Annotated in this window: 15 protein-coding genes and 1 pseudogene; 7 read left to right on the plus strand and 9 right to left on the minus strand. The window is 72.1% G+C overall.

The window, feature by feature from the left end; genetic code table 11:
* Positions 1-15: 15 nt before the first annotated feature.
* Both AB0E19_RS16925 and AB0E19_RS16930 read right to left on the minus strand, forming a co-directional pair.
* Positions 16-735, minus strand: coding sequence for a TetR/AcrR family transcriptional regulator (locus AB0E19_RS16925; RefSeq protein WP_362179887.1), 720 nt, complete (start codon positions 733-735; stop codon positions 16-18).
* A gap of 120 nt (positions 736-855) precedes the next feature.
* A complete protein-coding gene (locus AB0E19_RS16930; RefSeq protein ID WP_362179890.1) occupies positions 856-1,791 on the minus strand; it encodes a diiron oxygenase in 936 nt (311 codons plus the stop codon).
* Positions 1,792-1,960: 169 nt separating this feature from the next.
* Between AB0E19_RS16930 and AB0E19_RS16935 the strand changes: the two genes are divergently transcribed.
* Positions 1,961-3,076, plus strand: coding sequence for a ferritin-like domain-containing protein (locus AB0E19_RS16935; protein WP_362179893.1), 1,116 nt, complete (start codon positions 1,961-1,963; stop codon positions 3,074-3,076).
* A 49-nt stretch (positions 3,077-3,125) separates the two neighbouring features.
* On the opposite strand, the gene AB0E19_RS16940 is transcribed toward AB0E19_RS16935, so the two are convergent.
* From AB0E19_RS16940 to ligD, 7 genes are all read right to left on the minus strand, one after another.
* Positions 3,126-4,697, minus strand: a complete 1,572-nt coding sequence (locus AB0E19_RS16940) for a penicillin-binding transpeptidase domain-containing protein (RefSeq protein ID WP_362179896.1) — start codon at positions 4,695-4,697, stop codon at positions 3,126-3,128.
* The gene (locus AB0E19_RS16945) at positions 4,694-6,109 is read right to left on the minus strand and encodes an FtsW/RodA/SpoVE family cell cycle protein (RefSeq protein ID WP_362179899.1); all 1,416 of its coding nucleotides are present in this window, start codon (positions 6,107-6,109) and stop codon (positions 4,694-4,696) included. The genes AB0E19_RS16940 and AB0E19_RS16945 overlap by 4 nt, the downstream gene beginning before the upstream one ends.
* Positions 6,110-6,175: 66 nt before the next feature.
* On the minus strand, positions 6,176-7,465 hold the full coding sequence (locus AB0E19_RS16950; protein WP_362179901.1) for a HAMP domain-containing sensor histidine kinase: 1,290 nt from the start codon (positions 7,463-7,465) through the stop codon (positions 6,176-6,178).
* Positions 7,462-8,256, minus strand: coding sequence for a hypothetical protein (locus tag AB0E19_RS16955; protein ID WP_362179904.1), 795 nt, complete (start codon positions 8,254-8,256; stop codon positions 7,462-7,464). Before AB0E19_RS16955 ends, AB0E19_RS16950 begins: the two co-directional genes overlap by 4 nt.
* 217 nt (positions 8,257-8,473) lie before the next feature.
* Complete coding sequence (locus AB0E19_RS16960; protein WP_362179907.1) at positions 8,474-10,615, minus strand: HEAT repeat domain-containing protein; 2,142 nt, start codon at positions 10,613-10,615, stop codon at positions 8,474-8,476.
* 233 nt (positions 10,616-10,848) lie between these two features.
* On the minus strand, positions 10,849-11,736 hold the full coding sequence (locus tag AB0E19_RS16965) for a DNA ligase (RefSeq protein ID WP_362179910.1): 888 nt from the start codon (positions 11,734-11,736) through the stop codon (positions 10,849-10,851).
* A gap of 62 nt (positions 11,737-11,798) precedes the next feature.
* Positions 11,799-12,683, minus strand: a complete 885-nt coding sequence (gene ligD, locus AB0E19_RS16970; RefSeq protein WP_362179913.1) for a non-homologous end-joining DNA ligase — start codon at positions 12,681-12,683, stop codon at positions 11,799-11,801.
* A gap of 50 nt (positions 12,684-12,733) precedes the next feature.
* On the opposite strand from ligD, the gene AB0E19_RS16975 reads away from it, so the two are divergent.
* The 6 genes and pseudogenes from AB0E19_RS16975 (at position 12,734) to AB0E19_RS17000 (ending at position 19,337) form a co-directional block, all read left to right on the plus strand.
* Positions 12,734-13,744: a Ku protein gene (locus AB0E19_RS16975; RefSeq protein WP_362179916.1), complete on the plus strand. Its 1,011-nt coding sequence runs from the start codon at positions 12,734-12,736 to the stop codon at positions 13,742-13,744.
* Positions 13,745-14,055: 311 nt separating this feature from the next.
* Complete coding sequence (locus AB0E19_RS16980; RefSeq protein WP_362180152.1) at positions 14,056-15,558, plus strand: M4 family metallopeptidase; 1,503 nt, start codon at positions 14,056-14,058, stop codon at positions 15,556-15,558.
* 392 nt (positions 15,559-15,950) lie between these two features.
* A pseudogene (locus AB0E19_RS16985) lies at positions 15,951-16,338 on the plus strand (IS5/IS1182 family transposase); the annotation flags it as partial.
* A gap of 486 nt (positions 16,339-16,824) precedes the next feature.
* Positions 16,825-17,217, plus strand: a complete 393-nt coding sequence (locus AB0E19_RS16990) for a hypothetical protein (protein ID WP_362179919.1) — start codon at positions 16,825-16,827, stop codon at positions 17,215-17,217.
* 106 nt (positions 17,218-17,323) lie between these two features.
* Positions 17,324-18,067 (plus strand): ATP-binding cassette domain-containing protein, encoded by a 744-nt coding sequence (locus AB0E19_RS16995; protein WP_362179922.1) that lies wholly within the window; start codon positions 17,324-17,326, stop codon positions 18,065-18,067.
* A 1-nt stretch (position 18,068) separates the two neighbouring features.
* Positions 18,069-19,337: a hypothetical protein gene (locus AB0E19_RS17000; RefSeq protein ID WP_362179925.1), complete on the plus strand. Its 1,269-nt coding sequence runs from the start codon at positions 18,069-18,071 to the stop codon at positions 19,335-19,337.
* The last annotated feature ends 481 nt before the right edge of the window (positions 19,338-19,818 follow it).

Genomic DNA, 19,818 nt, shown 5'->3' on the forward strand with positions numbered 1-19,818 from the left:
GCCCGTCGCGGGAGGTCACAGCAGATGCGCGGCCTCGCCGGCGAGCGGCACGAGCCGCCGGGCCAGGTCGGCGACGGGCCCGTCGGCCCGCTCCTGGGCGAGCAGCCGCCGCACGACCCCGGCGGTCTCCGGGTCGTGCGCGGAGCCCGCCGCCAGGACGGCGACCAGGTGGTCGACCAGCCAGTCGCGCAGCTCGGCGGCGGACGGCCGCTTGCCGTCGTCGAGCCAGATGAGCGAGGCCGCCTCGACCGCGGCGATCCAGGTGCGGACCAGCATCGCGAGCCGCGGGCCCGGCCGCTCGGCGCCCAGGTGCAGGAAGATCTGCCCGGCGGCGGCCCGCCGCACCTCGTCCACGATCGAGGTGGTGTTGGAGGTCTCGACGACGCTGCCGCCGCGCAGCAGCGCGCTGAAGCCGGCGTCGTGGCCGTCCACGAAGGCGAGGTAGCGGTCGAGGACCCGGCCGAGCCGCTCGGTGGGCGGTCCGTCCTCGGGCTCGGCGAAACAGCGGTTCAGGGCGTCGGCGGAGGAGCGCAGCGCGGCCTCGTACAGCTGCTGCTTGCCGCCGGGGAAGTAGCGGTAGACCAGGGGCCGCGAGACCCCGGCCGCCTCGGCGACGTCGTCGAGCGACACGTCCTCGGGCGCCCGGTGCGCGAAGAGCCCCAGCGCGGCCTCCAGAAGCTGGCCGCGCCGCTCCTCGACACTGAGCCGGCGGTACGCGGGAGAGGCGCTCGTCATGGCGGCAGCGTAACCCCGCCGCCTCCCCCTCCGGATCCCCATCCGCCCCACCCCACCCCTCACCGGATCCGGCGTCCTGGCCCCACGCCGACGTACCGGACCGTCGGCCCGGGCGGGGGTTCAGGCCAGGAGGCCGGAGGAGCGCCAGAGGCGGCGGCCGGGGCCGCGGAGGACGCCGATGTCGTCGAGGAAGTCCGTCAGGCGCTTGGCGCCGGACTGCATGACCTCGCGGCGGTGGCCGCTCGCGCGGACCTCGGCGACCGCCTGCCGGCGGTCCAGGCCCACGGCGTCGTACACGGCGGGGTTGACGAAGCAGGTGGAGAAGACGCGGGCGGCCTCGCCGCAGCTCAGCCGGGTGAACTCCCGCTCCCAGCGCGGCGCCGTCACCATCTGGCGGCGCAGCTCCTCGCGGGCGTACCGGACGTGCCGGGCCTCCTCCACCACGTGGATCCGGGTCACTCCGCGCACCAGCGGCTGGACCCGCTCGTCCGGGAAGGTCAGCCGCTGCATCCAGTCCAGGATCTCCTCGCCGAGGAGGGTCGCGGCGAAGGAGCCGGGGGTGGTGGAGACGGTCTTCAGGACGCGGCCGAGGTTGTGGTAGACCCGCGGCACCGGGTACTCGCCGGTCCCGCCCCTCCGGATCAGCCGGGCGAACATCATCGAGTGCCGGCACTCGTCCGCGATCTCGGTGAGCGCGTATCCCACATGACTGCTGGTCAGCGGCTTGTCGTAGACGTGCCGGACGAGCAGCTGCATCAGGATGACCTCGAACCAGATGCCGAGCGAGGCGAGCGACGCCGCCTCGTGGCGGGAGAGGTCGATCCGCTGCTCCTCGGACATCCGGCGCCACAGCGGGGTGCCGTAGAGGGAGACCAGCTCCGGCGGCCAGTACCACTTCCCCGCCTCGAAGGAGGCCTCCCAGTCGAGCTCGGTGTCGGGGTCGTACGAGTGCTTGCGGGAGGCCTCCAGGAGCCTTTCGGCGAGCCGCTCACGGTCGCGCAGCGGCCCGAGCGCGTCCCGCAGTCGGGTGAAGTCGGGCTCGGTGTAGGGGCTCATGGCGGGGGCACCTCGCTGGCCTCGAACTCGGGGTTACCGTCGGTCACTTGCTATCAGACTGCCCGTCAGCAAGCCCGTCAATCCCTTGCGCGCGACTTGTTGACGCTTCGTACAGCAACGTGTGAGCCTGCTGGAGGCGGCAGGACGCCGGTGGTCGAAGGAGTGGTCGATGTCGACGCACGAGCTCTACGTGAACCCCCCGTCAGGACCCGGCCGGCAGATCCCGGCGACCGGCGAGGCCCGCTTCTCCTGGGAGTACGACATGGCCGACGCCGGCCGTGAGCGGCTCCTCGCCCTCTACCGGAAGGGCAAGGACAAGCAGTGGGACGGCGCCCGCCGCATCGACTGGGAGCTGGAGGTCGACCCGTACGACCCGCTCGGCACGCCCGACGAGGCGCTCGCCCTGTACGGCACCCGGCACTGGGCGAAGCTCACCGAGAAGGACAAGGGCGACCTGCGCCGCCACTACGCGGCGTGGAACTTCAGCCAGTTCCTCCACGGCGAGCAGGGCGCCATGGTCTGCGCCGCGCGGATCGTCGAGTCCGCGCCCGACCTCGACGCGAAGTTCTACTCCGCGACCCAGACGATGGACGAGGCCCGGCACGCCGAGATCTACGGGCGCTTCCTCCACGACAAGGTCGGAATGCTGTATCCGATCAACGACGACCTTCAGACGCTCCTCGACGACACCCTCCGCGACTCCCGCTGGGACATGCCCTACCTCGGGATGCAGGTGCTCATCGAGGGACTGGCCCTCGCCGCCTTCGGCATGATCCGCGACACCACCGACAAGCCGCTGCCCAAGCAGATCCTGGCGTACGTCATGCAGGACGAGGCCCGGCACGTCGCCTTCGGACGGATGGCCCTGCGCGACCACTACAAGCAGCTCACCGACGCGGAGCTGCGCGAGCGCGAGGAGTTCGTCATCGAGGGCTGCCACCTCATGCGCGACCGGCTGCGCGGCGTCGAGGTCCTGGAGAACTTCGGGATCCCGCGCAAGGAGGCGGAGGAGTTCAGCGAGCAGAGCGACTTCCTGCACCTCTTCCGGAAGCTCCTCTTCAGCCGGATCGTCCCCTGCGTCAAGGACATCGGCCTCTGGGGCGAACGCCTCCAGAAGGCCTACCTCGACATGGGCGTCTTCGACCTGGGCGACTCCAACCTCGACCTCCTCATGACCCAGGACGAGGAGATCGCCGACCGCCTCGACGCCGAACGCTTCGCCACGGAGGAGCGCGCCCGGGTCGCCGAGGTCGCGGAGGCGATCGCGGAGGGCGCGCAGGAGTGACCGCCGCCGCCGGCCGGGCGGCGCCCGGAGGGAGGCGCGGCCTCCCGGTTCAGCCCGTCCCCCGGGTTCGGGTGCCGGTGCCCGGAGCTCCTCGCGGCGTGGGCGGGCGTGTCGCCTCGGGGGTGCGCGTACCGGGGGGTCCGGGCGTGCCGCGTGCTTCCGCCTCCAGGCGGAGGGCTTCGCGCATGACGTCGCGGGCGATCGGGGCCGCGCTGCCGCCGCCGCTGATGTCGGTGCGGGCGGCCTCCGCGTCCTCGACGACGACCGCCACCGCGACCGCGGGCCGGCCCGAGTCCTCGGCCTGGGCCCAGGCGATGAACCAGGCGTACGGGGTCCCCGTGTTGCCGAAGCCGTGCTGCGCCGTGCCGGTCTTGCCGCCGACCCGCGCCCCGGGGATCGCCGCGTTCGTGCCCGTGCCCTCCTCCACCGCCTTCACCATCAGCCGCTGGAGCTGGAGCGCGGTCGAAGGGTTCATCGCCTGCCGGTAGGGGCGGCGCGGGGTGCGGTCCACGGTCGTGCCGCCGGAGGTGGTCGTCCGGTCGACGAGGTACGGCCGGGCGATCTCCCCGGTGTTGGCGACGGCCGCCGCCACCATCGCCATCTGGAGCGGCGTCGCCGTCGTGTCGAACTGCCCGATCGACGACAGCGCCAGCTGGTCCGGGCTCATCTCCCGGTCGAAGTTGGACTTCGCCACCCACGACGGCACCCGCAGCGTGGTGTCGTCGAAGCCGAACCGTTCCGCCGTGTCGACCATGCCCTCCAGGCCGACGTCCACGCCGAGCCCGGCCATCACCGTGTTGCAGGACCACTGGAGGGCGTACGCGAGCGAGGCGTCCTCGCATCCCCGGGCCTCGTTCGGCAGCACCTGCCGGGTGCCGGGCAGCACGAACGGGTCGGGGGTGTCCGTCGGCGCGTCCACGTCCCGGACGACCCCGGCGTCCAGCGCCGCCGCGGCGGTCACGATCTTGAAGGTGGAGCCGGGCGGATAGGTCTGCCGCAGCGCCCGGTTGAGCATCGGCTGGTTGGGCGAGGTGGTCAGCCGGGCCCAGGCGTCCTTGACGTCCGCCCCGGTGCCGGAGAGGACCCCGGGCTCGTACGAGGGGGAGGAGACGAGCGCCAGGATCCGGCCGCTCGACGGTTCGAGCGCGACGACCGCGCCGCGCTTCCCGTCGAGCCCCCGGTAGGCCGCCTCCTGCATCGACGCCCGGATCGTGGTCACCACGTCGCCGCCGGGGGAGCGGCCCCGGGTGAACTCGTTCCACAGCGGCAGCGGGGCCAGCATCGGGTCGGTGCCGGCGAGCAGCGCGTCCTCGGCGTGTTCGAGCATCGTGGTGCCGTACGTCTGGGAGGCGTAGCCGGTCACCGGCGCGTACAAGGGGCCCCGGCGGTAGGTCCGTTCCCAGCGCAGCTGCTGCCCGCTGTCCCGGGAGCCGGTCACCGGCTTCCCGTCGACGACGATCTCGCCGCGCGGCTCGGCCCAGCGGGCGATCGCGGTCCGCCGGTTGGCCGGATTCGCATCCAGCTCCCCGGCCTCGACGAGCATCACCCGGACCGCGTTGACCAGCAGCGCGACGAGCAGCAGGAGGCAGAGCACGGCGGCCCGCCGGATGTACCGGATCACCGGCCCGCCTCCCGCACCGGCCCGCGGCCCGCCTCCACCCGCGCCGGTTCGCCGGTGTCCGCGCTCTCCGGCCGCGGCGCCCGCGCCGAGTCGCTGAGGCGCACGAGGAGCGCGACGATCACCCAGTTGGTCACCACCGACGAGCCGCCCTGCGCGAGGAACGGCATCGCCATGCCCGTCAGCGGGATCAGCCCCATCACCCCGCCCGCGATCACGAAGACCTGGAGCGCCACGATCGACGCGAGCCCGACCGCGAGCAGCCGCCCGAAGGGGTCCCGCAGCGAGAGCCCGGCGCGGTAGCCGCGCGCCACGAAGAGCGCGTACAGCAGGAAGAGCGCGGTGAGTCCGACGAAGCCGAGCTCCTCGCCGGCCGTCGCCAGGATGAAGTCCGACTTGGTGGCGAAGCCGATGAGCACCGAGTGCCCGAGGCCGAGCCCGGTGCCGAGCATCCCGCCGGCGGCGAAGGCGAAGAGCGACTGGGCGAGCTGCCCGGGCCCGTCGCCGGCCCGGATGGAGGCGTACGGATCCAGCCAGTCCTGCACCCGGCTGTGCACATGCGGCTCGACGGAGCCGATGAGGAAGGCCCCGGCGGCGGCGAGCAGCAGCCCGATGGCGATCCAGCCGGTGCGGCCGGTCGCCACGTACAGCATGATCACGAAGAGGCCGAAGAAGAGCAGCGAGGTGCCGAGGTCCCGCTCCAGGACGAGGACGCCGACGCTCAGCAGCCAGATCGCCACGATCGGCCCGAGCACCCGCCAGGTCGGGAACTGGAACCTCCAGATCCGGCGCCCGGCGTAGGCGAGCGCGCTGAGGTTGGCGGAGAGGTACGCGGCGAAGAAGACCGCGAGGAGGATCTTCGCGAACTCGCCCGGCTGGAAGGAGAGCCCGCCGATCCGGATCCAGATCCTGGCCCCGTTCACCGCCGGGAAGAAGATCGGCAGGATCATCAGCGCCAGCGCCGTGGCCACGCAGACGTACGCGTACCCCTGGAGCGCGCGGTGGTCGCGCAGCAGCAGCACGACCACGATGAAGAGCGCGACCCCGAGCGTCGACCACACCAGCTGCGTGGTCGCCGCCTGGTCGCGGGGCGTCTCCAGGTCGAGCCGGTAGATCAGCACCAGGCCGAGCCCGTTGAGCAGCACGGCGATCGGCAGCAGGAGGGGGTCCGCGTACGGCGCCCGGAACCGTACGGCGAGGTGCGCGAGGAGCGCGAGGAGGCCGAGCCCCGCGCCGTACCGTGCGGCGTCCGGCGGCACGGCCCCGTCGTGGGCGAGGCCCACCTCGGCGTAGCCGCAGACGGAGATCAGGACGGCGCCCAGGAGCAGGACCAGCTCCACGCCGCGCCGCTTCGGGCCCCGGACACCGGGCGGCGACGCGGCCGGGGAGGCGTCCGGGATCCGAGGTGCGGTCATGCTCGGCAACGTAGCAAGCCGTATGCCGTATGTCCCTTTTGTGTGACGGTGTGCCGTGACGGCCGTTCACCGCTCGGGGCCGTCCTCGGTGAACCGCACGTACTCCGGCAGCCGGATCCGCGCCTCCGCCCCACCGTCCTCCGGCGCGCTGCCGAACTCCAGCTCCGCGCCGATCACCTCGGCCTGCCCGACCGCGATCGTCAGGCCCAGACCGTGCCCCTTGCCGCCGCTCTCGGTGCGGAAGCGCTGCGGGCCGGAGTCGAGGAGGTACTCCGGATAGCCCGGCCCGTGGTCCCGCACCGTCACCGTCGCCCCGTCCACGGTGACCACCACCGGCGGCCGGCCGTGCCGGTGGGCGTTGGCGACCAGATTGCCCAGGACCCGTTCGAGGCGCCGCCGGTCGGTCTCCACCGCCGCGTCCCGCACGATCCGCACCTCGGTCTCCGTGCCCGAGGCGCGCACCACCCGCTCGACCAGCGGCCCGAGTCCGTGCACGGCCAGGTCGACCGTCTCGTTGCGCGCGTCGAGCCGGGAGATCTCCAGGAGGTCCTCGGTCAGCCCGCGCATCGCCCGCACCCGGTCGCGTACGAGCTCCGCGGGCCGCCCCTCCGGCAGCAGCTCGGCGGCGGCCGACAGCCCCGTCAGCGGAGTGCGCAGCTCATGGGCCACGTCCGCGGTGAACCGCTGCTCGCTCTGGAGCTTGCCCTGCAGCGAGGAGGCCATCGTGTCGAGGGCACCGGAGACCGTCGCCACCTCGTCCTGCGGGCGCCGGGGGTCCTTCGTCCGCGGGTCGTCCACGCGCGCGTCCAGGTCGCCGGCGGTGATCCGGCGGGCCACCTGCGCGGTGGCGTGGAGCCGCCGGGTGACCCGGGTGACCGCGGCGACGCCGACGGCCAGGGTCGCCGCGATGGCCAGCACGGAGGAGCCGACGATCGACCGGTCGAGCGCGTCGATCGTCCCCGCGCCCACGCTGTGGTCGACGCGGACGGCGAGGGCGTGCCCGTCCGCCGGGCCCGCCGCCCACATCGTCGGCCGGCCCTCGTGGTCGGTGATCATCGTGCCGCGCTCGCCCCGCGCGGTCAGCCGCCGCAACGGCTCCGGCAGTCCCGCCGGGTCGAGCCCGGCGAACGGCGGCAGCGGCTCGCCCGCCTCGTACGACCGGGTGACCTCCACCAGCCGCGACAGCGCCTTCTCCCGCGCGTCCCGCACGGTCTGCCCGGTCACGGAGACGTGCACCAGCGTGCCGAGCAGGGCGGCGAGCGCGCAGCACATCACGGCGATGAAGAGCGCGGCCTTCCAGGTGAGCGTCGCGGTCCAGGCGGGCGCGCGGGGCCGGCGCGCACGTCGCGGCGTCACGAGGTCGGCTCCGGAGGGGCCGTACGGGGGGAGGCGGGGGTCGTACGGGGGGAGCCCGGCGAGACGGCGCGGGGCGAGCCAGGGGCGGTGCGGGGCGAGCGGGTGGTGGTGCGGGGCGAGCGGGTGGCGCCCCCTCGTACGGGCACGATCTCGTCCCGGGCCGGCAGCATGCTGTGCTGCCGCTCGTCCCACGACCAGGCGGTGCGGTACTCGTACCCGGGAATCCCCGCGGACGCGGCCCGCACGATCAGGTCGTGCCCGGCCAGCTCCACGCTGACGACCTGGTCGACGGTGGACATGATCCGGGTGAGCCCGCCGTCCTCGGCGAGGTACACCCGCACGGCGACCTGCTGTTCCGGCATCCGGATCCCGACGATCAGCTCGTCCCGGCCGTTCCCCGTGAGGTCCCGGTAGTACGGCGAGAGCACCGGGCACTTCGCCGGCGCGGTGTCGCAGGCGAGCACCGCCCGCGAGGTCTCCGCGTACAGCCCGTCCGCCCCGGTGTACGTGTCGGGGTGCGCCGCCACCTCGGCCCGCACCACCGCGACCGGATCCACGGTGCGCACGTCGGCGCCCCGCACGGTGATCCCCGGGACCCGCTCGGTGTCGGTCTCGCCGTAGTCGACCGGCGGGTCCGAGGCGGGCGGCAGCTCCGGCCAGAGCCGTACGGGCCCCACCGCCGCCTCCGCCGGCCCGTCGCTCACGAGCCCGCCCTGCCCGCCGCACCCGGCGAGCACCGGGAGGGCGCCCAGAACGAGGACGGCGGCGAGCCGGACGGTACGGGGTCTCACGCTGCTCCTCGAATGACGGCCGTTATTGCACAGAACGATAAGGGGTGTCCCTGATATCTCTTATCGTTCGATTGTCGGCATTGCCGTTCGGGCGGAGGGGGAGAGCGGAGAGGGAGAGCGGAGAAGGAAGGGCGGGAGGAGCGCGGGAAGGGAGCGGGAAGGGAGGACGGAGGGGGCGGGGAGGGGGCGCGGCGCGGCCGGGGAGGGAGACCGGGCGTCAGTTCCCCCGGAGGCCCCGCAGCTCCATCCGTGCCAGGGCCGCCCGGCAGAGGGTCAGCAGCTTCTCGTCCTGGTGGACGTCATGGCTGCCCGAGGCACCCTCGCGGGCGTTGTGCCGGCGGCGGCGGGTCAGCTCGGTGAGGATCGGCAGCTGCGCCGCCGACGCGGCCGGGCCCATCTCGGCGAGGCACTCGACGATCTCCACGCGCGCGTGCCGGTTCTCCTCCCAGGCCGCGAGCAGCACCGGAAGCGTCCGCTCCGTCTCCCCGGACACCCGCCACAGCGCCGCCGCGCACCGCACCCGTTCCCACAGGTCACGGGAGGTCAGCCCCGGCCGCAGCGCCCGCGCCGCCCCGGCCGCCGCCGGGCCGATCGCGCCCAGCGCCTGCGCCGCCGCGCACCGGTCCGCCCCCGAGGAGCCGGGCCGCAGCCACCGCACCAGGACCGGCACCACCGCGTCCGCGTCGCCCTCGACCGCCCACAGGGCGCGCGCCGCCGCCGTCGAGACCGCCGCCGCGCCGGAGCCGAGCAGCTCCCGCAGCTCCGGCACCGCCTCACGGGCCACGGGCCCGAACGCGCCGAGGGTCCGCGCCACCGCCTCCCGCACGCACTCCCGCCGGTACTCCGGCGCCCCGCGCAGCACCCGCAGCACCTCGGGCAGCGCCTGGCCGCCGCGCACCGCCGCCAGCGCGTACAGCAGCGGGCCCGCCCGGTCGTACAGGTCCTCGTCCAGCTCCACCGCCGCGAGCCGCCGCCGCAGCAGCGGCGCGAGGCCCGCCGCGGCAGGGCCGAGCCCGTCCACCGCGTACAGCAGCTCGCGCCGCACCTCGCCGGAGCCTTCGAGCGCCCGCGCGAGCAGCGGAACCGCCCGGCTGTCGCCGGACCGCGCGAGGGCGAGCAGCGCGCCGTCCCGCCCGGTCCGCCCCGTCAGCTGCCCGAGCCCGCCGGCCGCCGCCGGCGCACCCGCGGCCCGTGCCGCGAGGACCGCCGCGAGCCCGTCGGCGGCCGGGGCGCCCAGCTCGAAGAGGCGCTCCAGGAAGGAGGTGGCGGCGTCCCGGAGCCGCGCGTCCGGATCGGCGAGCTGCGCGCCGACGAGCGCCACGACCTCCTCGTACCGCCCCCGCCAGAGCCGTATCAGCCCCCCGCACAGCCAGATCGCGTCCGACCGCTGCCCCGGGTCGGGACTGCGCAGCTGCGCCAGGATCAGCGCGATCCGGTCGTCCACCCGGTCGTCGAGCGCCCCGTGCAGGGTGCGCAGCAGCTCCTCCGTCCACGGCGTCCGCCGGCCCGCCACGTGGTCCTCCAGCAGCTCGCGCACCTGCCCGACCAGCGTCACCGGCATCCGCGCGGGCCCCGCGTCGCAGCCCCCGTCCTCCGGCTCCGGGCGCGGCGCCGTCCGGATCTCCTCCAGGAGCTCGGTCACCCACCGCACGATGTCCTGCGGGATCCGACCCGGCGCGCAGCGGGCGAGCTGCGCGAGGGCCGCGAGCCGCAGCCCCGGGTCCTGCGCCGCCCGCGCCAGCCACGCCAGCCAGTCGACGGTCTCCGCGCGCAGCGAGGCGTGCCGCAGCGCGATCCGCCCCACCGCCGCGACCAGCGCGAGCCGCACCTCCGTGTCCGGCTCCACCGTGAGCCGCTCCCGCAGCAGGGTCAGGACGAGCGCCGGGTCCGGGTGCAGCGACGCCAGCGCCACCGGCGCGGCCAGCCGCGCCTCGGGGTCGGGGCCGTCGAGCAGTCCGAGGAAGACGTCGGCGCCGGCGGCGACCGCGGCGGCCGCCATCGCGAAGTTCGCCGCGGGGACGAACTCGGCGTCGTCCGGTCCCGGTCCGGCCGGTTCGTCCAGGTCGTCGTCCTCGTCGTCCAGCTCGATCCCGCCGATGCTGGTGAGCAGTTCGACGATGGCGCCGCGGTCCTGCACGGCGGGGTCGGCGACGAGTTCCAGGAGGAAGGGGATGCAGGCGAGGGTGGAGTCGTAGACGTCGCCCTGGTGGTGGACCGCGCCGTACATGCCGTCGAGGGCCGCCTCGCGCTCCGCGGGGTCGGGCGAGGCGAGACCGCGCAACAGCTCCGGCACGTCGTCCGCCGGGCCGTAGGCGTGTCCCAACGACGCCCAGTCGACCTCCTCGATCCCCGTCAGCATGGCCAGGCCGCCTTCCCCGTGAGCGCTTACCAGGCAGCAAGTGTGCACCAACGGACGGACATCGACGCCGAACAGGCGTCACGCACCGTGCCGAGGGCTGACGTTGCGCTCGGTTTGCGCCATGTACGGGCCGTGGTCCGGCCGTTGCGGACGGTACGCATGCGGGGTCGGGGCGGCGGGAGGTACGCGCGTGGGGCGGGGCGGTGTCGCAGGAGGTCCTCCCGGCGCGCCCCTCATACCCCCTCCCCCCGGAACCGTACGAACGCGGGCGCCCCGTGCCGCCCCGCGACCTGCCGCAGCTCCACCGTCCCGGGCCGCGCGAGCCGCAGCACCGGCCCGTGTGCGGGATCGGTCGCCGCGGTCACGCCGCCACCCCGCGCGGCCACCGCGGCGGCGACCTCCCGGGCCTGCGCCGGGGTGAGCCGGGGCGTGGTCGTCAGGGTGCGCCCGTCCGCGAGCCGCACGAGCAGCGCCCGGGGCCGGTCGGCCGGCCCGACGAGCCCGATCAGCTCCGCGTCCACGGTCTCCGCGTGCCGGACCTTCCGCCAGGACCAGGTGGAGCCGGGGCGGTACGCCGAGTCCAGGCGCTTGGCGACGATCCCCTCCACGCCCGCCTGCCGCAGGTCCCGGAACCAGCCGCGCGCGGTCTCCTCGTCCTCGGTGGCCAGCACCCGCTGGAGCGGCGGGCCCGCCTCGCTCAGCGCCGTACCGAGCAGTTCCCAGCGGTCGCGCAGCGGCAGCGCCCGGACGTCCCGGCCGGGCACGGCGAGCAGGTCGAAGGCGACGTACGAGACCGGGACCCCGCCCCGCACCCGGTCGGCGTGCGAGCGCAGCAGGTCGGTGAAGCTGATCCGCCCCTCGCGGTACGCGCAGAGCTCGCCGTCCAGCACGATCCCGGGCGGCAGCCGCCCGGCCAGCGCCGCCGCGATCTCCGGGAAGTCGGCGGAGAGGTCGCGCCGGGACCGCGACTGGAGCACCACCCGCCCGCCCTCCAGGACGAACGCGAGCGCACGGAACCCGTCGAGCTTGAGGGAGTACTGGAGCTCCCGGGGCGCCGGCGCCTGCGGGGGAATCGCGTCGGCGGACCGCGGCCGCATGACGTCCACGGGCGGCGGGAGCACGACCCCGCCACCGGCCGCCGCCCCGCCCCCGCGCCCCGCGGCCCCCTTCCCGCCCGCGTCGCTCACGGCACGCCGCCGGCCCGGCCGGGGTCGAAGAGCGGGCCGAGCAGCTCCCCGTACCGCTCCAGACGTGGCGCGATGTCGCCCATCACAAAGACGAGGTCGTCGGGGGCGGCGCAGGCCTCGACCTCCTCCCAGGTGACCGGCGCGGAGACGGTGGGCCGCGCGCGGGCGCGGAGGGTGTAGGGGGTGGCGGTGGTCTTGGCGGCGGCGTTCTGGCTGTGGTCGACGAAGACCTTCCCGCCGCGCAGCGCCTTCGCCATCCGGTGCGTCACGAGCCGTGGAAGCTCCGCCTCCGCCTCGACGGCGAGCCGCTTCGCGTAGGCGGAGACCGACTCGGACGGCGTCGGCACCACCGGGACGAGCAGATGGAGCCCCTTCGCCCCGGAGGTCTTGGCGAAGGCCTCCAGTCCGTCCGCGGCGAGCCGCTCCCGCAGGTGGAGCGCGACCCGGCAGCAGTCGACGACCGTCGCGGGCGCCCCCGGGTCGAGGTCGAGCACGAGCCGGTCGGCGACGGCGGGGGAGGAGGCCGTCCACTGCGGGGTGTGGAACTCCGGGACCAGGTTGGACGCCCACACCAGCGACGGCAGGTCCTGGATCATCACCTGCCGGGCCCGCGGGTCCTCGGTGCGCGGCACCGGGGTGGTGGCCACCCAGGCGGGCGTACCGGGCGGCGGGTTCTTGGTGAAGAAGAGCTGGCCCCCGGGTCCGTCCGGATAGCGCAGGAAGGAGACGGGCCGGTCGCGCAGGTGCGGCAGTATCGCCGCCTCGACGAGGGCGTAGTAGTGCAGCAGCTCACCCTTGGTGGTGCCGGTGGCCGGATGGATGACCTTGCCGAGATTACTGAGCGTGATGCGCCGCCCCGCCACCTCTGTGATGGGCGTCATACGATGAGACTCCCATGTTTCCCGCCATACCGGTACGAAGGGAATGAACCGTGCGATCGATCTGGAACGGCGCCATATCCTTCGGTCTGGTCAGCATCCCGATCAAGCTCGTGAACGCCACCGAGAGCCGTTCCGTCTCCTTCCGTCAGATCCACGCCGAGGACGGCGGCCGGATCCGCTACCGGAAGGTCTGCGAGCTGGACGGCGAGGAGGTCGCGCAGTCCGAGATCGGGAAGGCGTACGAGGACGCCGACGGGACCATGATCCCGATCACCGACGAGGACCTGGCCGCGCTGCCGCTGCCCACGGCCAAGACGATCGAGATCGTCGCCTTCGTCCCGGCGGGCGAGATCGACCCGCTCCAGATGGACGCCGCGTACTACCTCTCCGCCAACGGCGTGCCGGCCGCCAAGCCGTACACCCTCCTGCGCGAGGCGCTGAAGCGCAGCGAGAAGGTGGCGGTGGCGAAGTACGCCCTCCGGGGCCGCGAACGCCTGGGCATGCTCCGGGTGGTGGACGACGTGATCGCCATGCACGGCCTGCTCTGGCCCGACGAGATCCGCGCCCCCGAAGGCGTCGCCCCCGAGACGCCGGTGACGGTCCGTGAGGCCGAACTCGACCTGGCGGACGCCTTGATGGCCACGCTCGGCGAGGTCGACATCGACACCCTCCACGACGACTACCGCGAGGCGGTCGAGGAGATGATCGCCGCGAAGGCGGCCGGCGGCGAGGGCGTGGCGCCCCCGGAGCCGGGCGAGGAGGGCGGCGGCGGTCAGGTGATCGACCTGATGGCGGCGCTGGAGAAGAGCGTCCGCGAGGCGAAGGAGGCCCGGGGCGAGCCGGCGGAGGTCACGGACATCAAGAGCCGCCCGGCGAAGAAGGCGACGGCCGGGAAGACGGCGGCGAAGAGGACGGCGGCGAAGAAGACGACGGCCGGGACGGCAGCGGCCAAGAAGACGACGGCCAAGAAGACGACGGCCGAGAAGTCGACAGCCAAGAAGGCGACGGCCAAGAAGACGACGGCCAAGAAGGCGGCGCCGCCGAAGAAGAAGACCGCCTGACGCCGCCTCACCGGACACCGCCTCACCGGACACCGCCTCACCGGACGACGCCTCACCGAACGGGCCCCCTCCCTCCGAGGGGGCCCGTTCCGCATGCCGCATAGCGGACACGTCTCGTCACCCTTCGGACAACAGATGGTCAAATCCTTGTTGCATACCTGTCAAAAACCCGATTCGGCTGGCACGCTCCCCTCCGCGTCACCCCCCACATGACCCCCACGCGTTTCAGCGAAGGAGCCCGCGTGATCCGCCAGCAGTCCTCGCACCGCCGGACCGTCGTCCGCACCGCCGCCCTCGTCGCCACGGCCGCCATGGTCGTCGTCGGAGTCCAGACCGGCACCGCCGGTGCCACGGTCGTCAACGAGACCGGCACCGAGGCGGCGGCCACCGCCGTCGTCCTCAGCGCCCCGCAGCGCGCGGCCGCGATCCGGCAGGCCCAGGCCTCGGCCACCGAGACGGCCAAGGCCATCGGCCTCTCCGTCCGGGAGGAACTGGTCGCCCGTGACGTCCTCAAGGACGCGGACGGCACCGTCCACACCCGCTACGAGCGGACCTACGACGGCCTCCCGGTCCTCGGCGGCGACCTCGTCGTCCACCAGAAGAAGAACGGCACCCGCACCACCACCAAGGCGACGAAGGCCCGCATCGCGGTCGCGACCACGGCCACGGCGGAGAGGGCCCGCGAGGGCGCCCGCAAGGTGATCTGGGCGGCCGACGGCAAGCCGGTCCTCGCCTGGGAGACCGTGGAGAAGGGCCTCCAGCACGACGGCACGCCGAGCGAGCGCCATGTCGTCACGGACGCCGCCACCGGCAAGGAGCTCCACTCCTACGAGGCGATCGAGACGGGCGTCGGCAACACCCAGTACAGCGGTCAGGTCACCCTCGGCACGGCCCCCGGCTTCACCCTCACGGACGCCGCCCGCGGCGGCCACAAGACGTACGACCTCAAGGGCGCCACCAGCGGCACCGGCACCCTCTTCACCAACTCCACCGACACCTGGGGCAACGGCCTCGCGAGCAACCGCGAGACCGCCGCCGCCGACGCCCACTACGGCGCGGCCGTCACCTGGGACTTCTACAAGAACGAGCTGGGCCGCAACGGCATCCGCGGCGACGGCGTCGCCGCCTACTCCCGCGTCCACTACGGCAACGCGTACGTCAACGCCTTCTGGTCCGACTCCTGCTTCTGCATGACGTACGGCGACGGTGCCGGCAACGCCAAGCCGCTGACCTCCCTCGACGTCGCCGGCCACGAGATGACCCACGGCCTCACCGCCTCCACGGCGAACCTCCGCTACAGCAAGGAGTCCGGCGGCCTCAACGAGGCCACCTCCGACATCCTCGGCACCTCGGTCGAGTTCTACGCGAACAACGCGAGCGACGCGGGCGACTACCTCATCGGCGAGAAGATCGACATCCGCGGCAACGGCACCCCGCTCCGCTACATGGACAAGCCCAGCAAGGACGGCAACTCCGCCGACTACTGGTCCAGCAGCCTCGGCCGCCTCGACGTCCACTACTCCTCGGGCCCGGCCAACCACTTCTTCTACCTCCTGGCCGAAGGCAGCGGCACCAAGACGATCAACGGGGTCGTCCACAACTCCCCGACCTACGACAACTCCACCCTCGCCGGCATAGGCCGCGAGAAGGCCTACCAGATCTGGTACAAGGCCCTCACCACCTACATGACCTCCTCCACCACCTACGCCGGCGCCCGTACCGCCACCCTCTCGGCGGCCACCGACCTCTACGGCGCGACCTCCGCCGAATACAACGCGGTCAACGCCGCCTGGAAGGCCGTCAACGTCAAGTAGCCCCCCGAGACCCGCCCGGCGCCTCCAGCGCCGGGCGACCCACGGGCGCGCACGCACACGAAAAGACCCCGCCCGCAGCCTGCGCTGCGTGCGGGGTCTTCCGGCACTTCTCGCGAAGTGCCCCCGGCAGGATTCGAACCTGCGCACACGGCTCCGGAGGGCGTGTGCGTCTCGGGAGTTCTGCCAGGTCAGAGGGCTGTCTCGGATGTGATCACGTGACCCCGTCCACGTATGGGCCGCGCGCCTGGATCCTGGTGCCGAAGACTCTGGTGGGATCTGGCAGAGGTCTGGCGCGAGAGCGCCCCGAGCCAGGGCTTCACGGGACGATGTTGTTTCGGTGCCAGGCGACGTAAGAGGCTCGGTGTTCGCTGTACCCGCCGACGGGGTTGCCGTTGAGGATGCGGCAGCTCGCGCCACTGTTCGGGTGGTCGAAGCCGACGGCGGACCGCATCATCGACCACCTCGGGCCCAACCTCGCTCTCCGGCCCCGCGGGCGGTTCGTGAAGGACCCTGTTCTCATCGTGGACGGCACCCTGGTCCCCACCTGCGACCACGCCATCTCCGAGCGGTCGAAGAACCACCGGTACTCCACCGACCACCAGGTCGTCATCCCACACCGCCGACAGCGCGGTCGGACCGGACTTCCGGCCTGGAAAGAGGACCACAGCAAGGCCCACAAGAACGTCCGGCCCGTGCATGTCCTTCGCGACTGCCCTCAAAGGCGACGGCATCCACCACACCATGCTCGGGTTCGCACGGATGCACAGTCTCGCCCTCGCCGATAGGCCGGCGGGCCGCACGGCGGCCAACCGTGCCCGTGGCGAACCGGAGATCATTGCTGACGAAATCGGCCATCGAAGTTATCTAGGTTGTCGGCTGATTCCAGGTCGCAATGGCGGTGTACGCGGCTGCTATGCACCCACTCCCCCTGACATCCGAGCCGAATCCCGGGCCCACTCCGCGCAATGTGGCAGGTGGACCCGGTACGTCCTGACTGCACGCTCCGGTCGGCTCTTCGGATCCGGGGCGCGCTTGCAGACATGACGGACTACTTACCAACTAGGAGTCGGTCCAACTCCATTACGCCACTGACGGCTGCAGAACCAGCCATAAGATCGCCTGCCCGCTTCCCGATGATTACTGGGCGGCTACGGTCCGCGCCTGGGAGCAAATGTTCGATTCGCTCTCCAGGGGAGTCAAGTCCGCCTTCCCTGTTCCTGCACGTCATGTCCATGGCGTTCCTAATGGAACGGAGTGACTGAAGTCATGAACCGACGCTTAATCCGGGGACTGCTGGTGAGCGCAGCGGTCATCGGTCTCGCCGGCGCGACGCCCGCCTTCGCCGAGGGATCCTGGTCGTCCAGCATGTCGGGGGTGCTGCCCGGATTCGAGTCGCGGCGGTGGAGCGACAACAACACCGATGCCACCAGCACGTCGGTCGCGTTCGCTGGATGCTGGGTGCATGAGCGTACGTTCAGGGGTGCCACGTTGATCGTCTGGAAGGACGTCTTCGGCCCCGACGAGAGCAAGGGCGCTAGGACCAACTCCTGCAACACCACGTCGTGGGGCGACCTCGCCGCCGGCAGCTACTACTTCGAGGTCGACGGGTTCACCGACTGCTGCTACCTGAACGTCGACGCTCTGACCACCCGCTACTGACCCGTCATACTGCCTGGGCCCCGCCCGCAGCTGCGAGTCGGGGCGCAGGCGGTGCACCGATTCACCAGACAAGCTGTTCTCCACGGATTGCAGCGGAATGTGCGCTATGGCTCTGATCTTTCAAGGCCTTACCTTCCGTTACGGAAGGAAGACTGAAGTCTTCTCGGACTTCTCTGCTCGAATCGAAAGCTCTTCGACGGTGCTCCTAGGGCCAAATGGGGCGGGCAAGTCCACGCTCATGGCGCTGGCTGCCTCGCATCTAACGCCGGCCGACGGCACGGTCACCTGGAACGGAATCGTTTCGTCCAGCAGGCGTGAGCGCGTCAGATACCGCAAAGCGGTGGCCTGGATTCCGCAGCAGATCACGCCTACCCCAGGGCTCACCGTCCGTGAACAGGTTGCCTACTCGGGATGGCTGAAAGGCCTGTCCCGGGCCTCCGCGTGGGAGGAATCGGCCAAGGCCATAGCGAGAGTGCAGCTCGAGAAGCTGGCTGACCGTAAGAGCCATCAGGTCTCGGGCGGCCAGTTACGGCGCATGGGGATCGCCGGCGCCTTGACTCACCAGAGCGAGCTCATCCTGATGGATGAGCCAACTGCCGGACTGGACCCCACCCAGCGCAGCGTGTTCCGTTCCCTCATCGCGGAACTCGGACGATCGGTCAGCGTCGTCGTTTCCACCCATCAGACCGAAGACCTTGCCGACCTCTACCAGGATGTGATCGTTCTGGCCGCAGGTCAGACCGTGTTCCAGGGAACGACCCAGGAGTTCCACTCGCTGGCCGGCGACGTCAGCTCACCACGAGAGAGTGCCGAGGCCGCATACTCGGCTCTCGTGGGCAGGGAGGTCTGACATGCTGCTGCGCACCGTCGTGCGATCATCCCCTGCCACTCTTCTGCTACCCCTCGTGGCCGGATTCGTTTTCCTCGCTCTCGGCGATGACCTGTCCGCGTGGGTGACACCTCACTATTGGCCGTCGGTAACGGGCAGTGCCGCCTTCGCTCTTCCCTTTGTCGCCGCCGCCTGCGCGGCCGCCGCCGCGTGGGAAGGCGCTCGCCTCACCAAGGGACACGTCTTCGACCAGCCCACGGTCCGCGGACCACTGGCCATTGCCTTCCCTGTGCTGCTACCAGTACTGGCGATGGGTCTACTGGGCATCCTGGTAGCACTGCTCACTTCCGCAACAGCCGCCGACGTACCCCTCGGCCTTCCCGACTTCGGCATTCTCGCCGCTGTAGCCGCGATGCTCGTCGCGCACACGCTTGTCGGCTATGTCCTCGGCCGCGTCCTGCCACGGGTGCTTGCTGCGCCGGTCGCTCTGATCGGCAGCTTCTTCATCGGCGCCTATCCCGCGTCATGGAGCGTCATCTGGCTGCGCTACCTGGTGGGGGGCGGGCTGAGCAACTGCTGCTCCATCGACACGTCAGTTGACCCCCGAGCCCTGGCCGGAACGATCATCTTCGCAACCGCCGTCGCCGGCGCTTCCCTGCTGCTGATCTACCGTGGTGGCAAGGCAGTGCCGTTGACCGTAGCGTTCACACTCGTGGCCGGCGGTGTACTCGGGACGTGGCTTTTCGCGCGCGACTTGGGCGCGGACCCCCTGCGAGCCCGGGCGACGGACGCCCTCGTCTGCGATGACACCGAGCAGCCGAAGGTCTGCCTCTGGCCTGAGGTTGAAAACCCCCAGATGGTACGCCGTGAGGCGCGCGTAGCAGCCGCGAGGCTGACGACAGCAGGCGTGCAGCTTCCGGGCACCCTCACGATGGCGGCTCATCCGGAACCCGGTGAACTGAAGCTTGGCATCGCACCCGCCGTGAGCAAGGCGGACATCGCTGAGGGCGTCGCGTCCGGTCTACTCCCGTCGCCTCCCGAATGTGCCCTCAAGGGCGATCCCTACCCTGCGGCAGTAGCAGCGGGGCCACTGGCTGCCTGGCTCTACGCCACAGCAGGCGTTCCCGACGAGGCCGTAGCCGGCCGCTTCGGTACTCAAGAGGGGAGTCTCGCCAAGAAGGTGAGGCAGCTGGCTCCTGGCAAGCAACTGGCTTGGTACCAGCAGAACCGCGCGGCACTGGCCTCGTGCCACACGCCACCGCCTTTGAAGGTCTCCGGAGGCGGAGGATGATCTGGTGGTGTAAGGCGCGCGCCGTACCTGCCCTTGCTGCTTCGACCATCGGAACAGTGGTGATCGGTCTAGTCGCGGGAAACATCGAGCTGCCCATTCCAGTTCTCACTGGACAGTCAGGCCAGTTCCTTCTCGCCCATCTCATGACGCTACTCCCCGCAGTGGCCCTGCTGTACGGCCTCGGGAGAGGCAACGGACAAACAGAGGAAGTCGCCGCACGCAACGTACGGTTCTGGGAGGCAGGACTGGGCCTGAGTGTTGCGGCAGGTGGTGCGCTCACGGCGGCCACCTGCTACCTCGCCCTCGACCTCGAACTCGCAGTCGTACTGGGACGCAACGTCGCCGGCTACGCAGGGCTCGCTCTACTGCTCTACCCTGCACTCGGGCCGCAGATCACAGGTGGCGTCCTGGCCGCAGTCCCACTCGTTCTGGCTGCCGGCGGTTGGACGCCCGGCGGCGCTCCGCAGCCCTGGGCCTGGCT

The organism is Streptomyces sp. NPDC047974, assembly GCF_040653375.1.
Classification (GTDB): Bacteria; Actinomycetota; Actinomycetes; order Streptomycetales; family Streptomycetaceae; genus Streptomyces.

Coding starts and splice junctions, on each gene's coding strand:
- AB0E19_RS16925 (WP_362179887.1), bottom strand. CDS start 735: ATGACGAGCGCCTCTCCCGCGTACCGCCGGCTCAGTGTCGAGGAGCGG.
- AB0E19_RS16930 (WP_362179890.1), bottom strand. CDS start 1,791: ATGAGCCCCTACACCGAGCCCGACTTCACCCGACTGCGGGACGCGCTC.
- AB0E19_RS16935 (WP_362179893.1), top strand. CDS start 1,961: ATGTCGACGCACGAGCTCTACGTGAACCCCCCGTCAGGACCCGGCCGG.
- AB0E19_RS16945 (WP_362179899.1), bottom strand. CDS start 6,109: ATGACCGCACCTCGGATCCCGGACGCCTCCCCGGCCGCGTCGCCGCCC.
- AB0E19_RS16960 (WP_362179907.1), bottom strand. CDS start 10,615: ATGCTGACGGGGATCGAGGAGGTCGACTGGGCGTCGTTGGGACACGCC.
- ligD (WP_362179913.1), bottom strand. CDS start 12,683: ATGACGCCCATCACAGAGGTGGCGGGGCGGCGCATCACGCTCAGTAAT.
- AB0E19_RS16980 (WP_362180152.1), top strand. CDS start 14,056: ATGGTCGTCGTCGGAGTCCAGACCGGCACCGCCGGTGCCACGGTCGTC.
- AB0E19_RS16990 (WP_362179919.1), top strand. CDS start 16,825: ATGAACCGACGCTTAATCCGGGGACTGCTGGTGAGCGCAGCGGTCATC.
- AB0E19_RS16995 (WP_362179922.1), top strand. CDS start 17,324: ATGGCTCTGATCTTTCAAGGCCTTACCTTCCGTTACGGAAGGAAGACT.
- AB0E19_RS17000 (WP_362179925.1), top strand. CDS start 18,069: ATGCTGCTGCGCACCGTCGTGCGATCATCCCCTGCCACTCTTCTGCTA.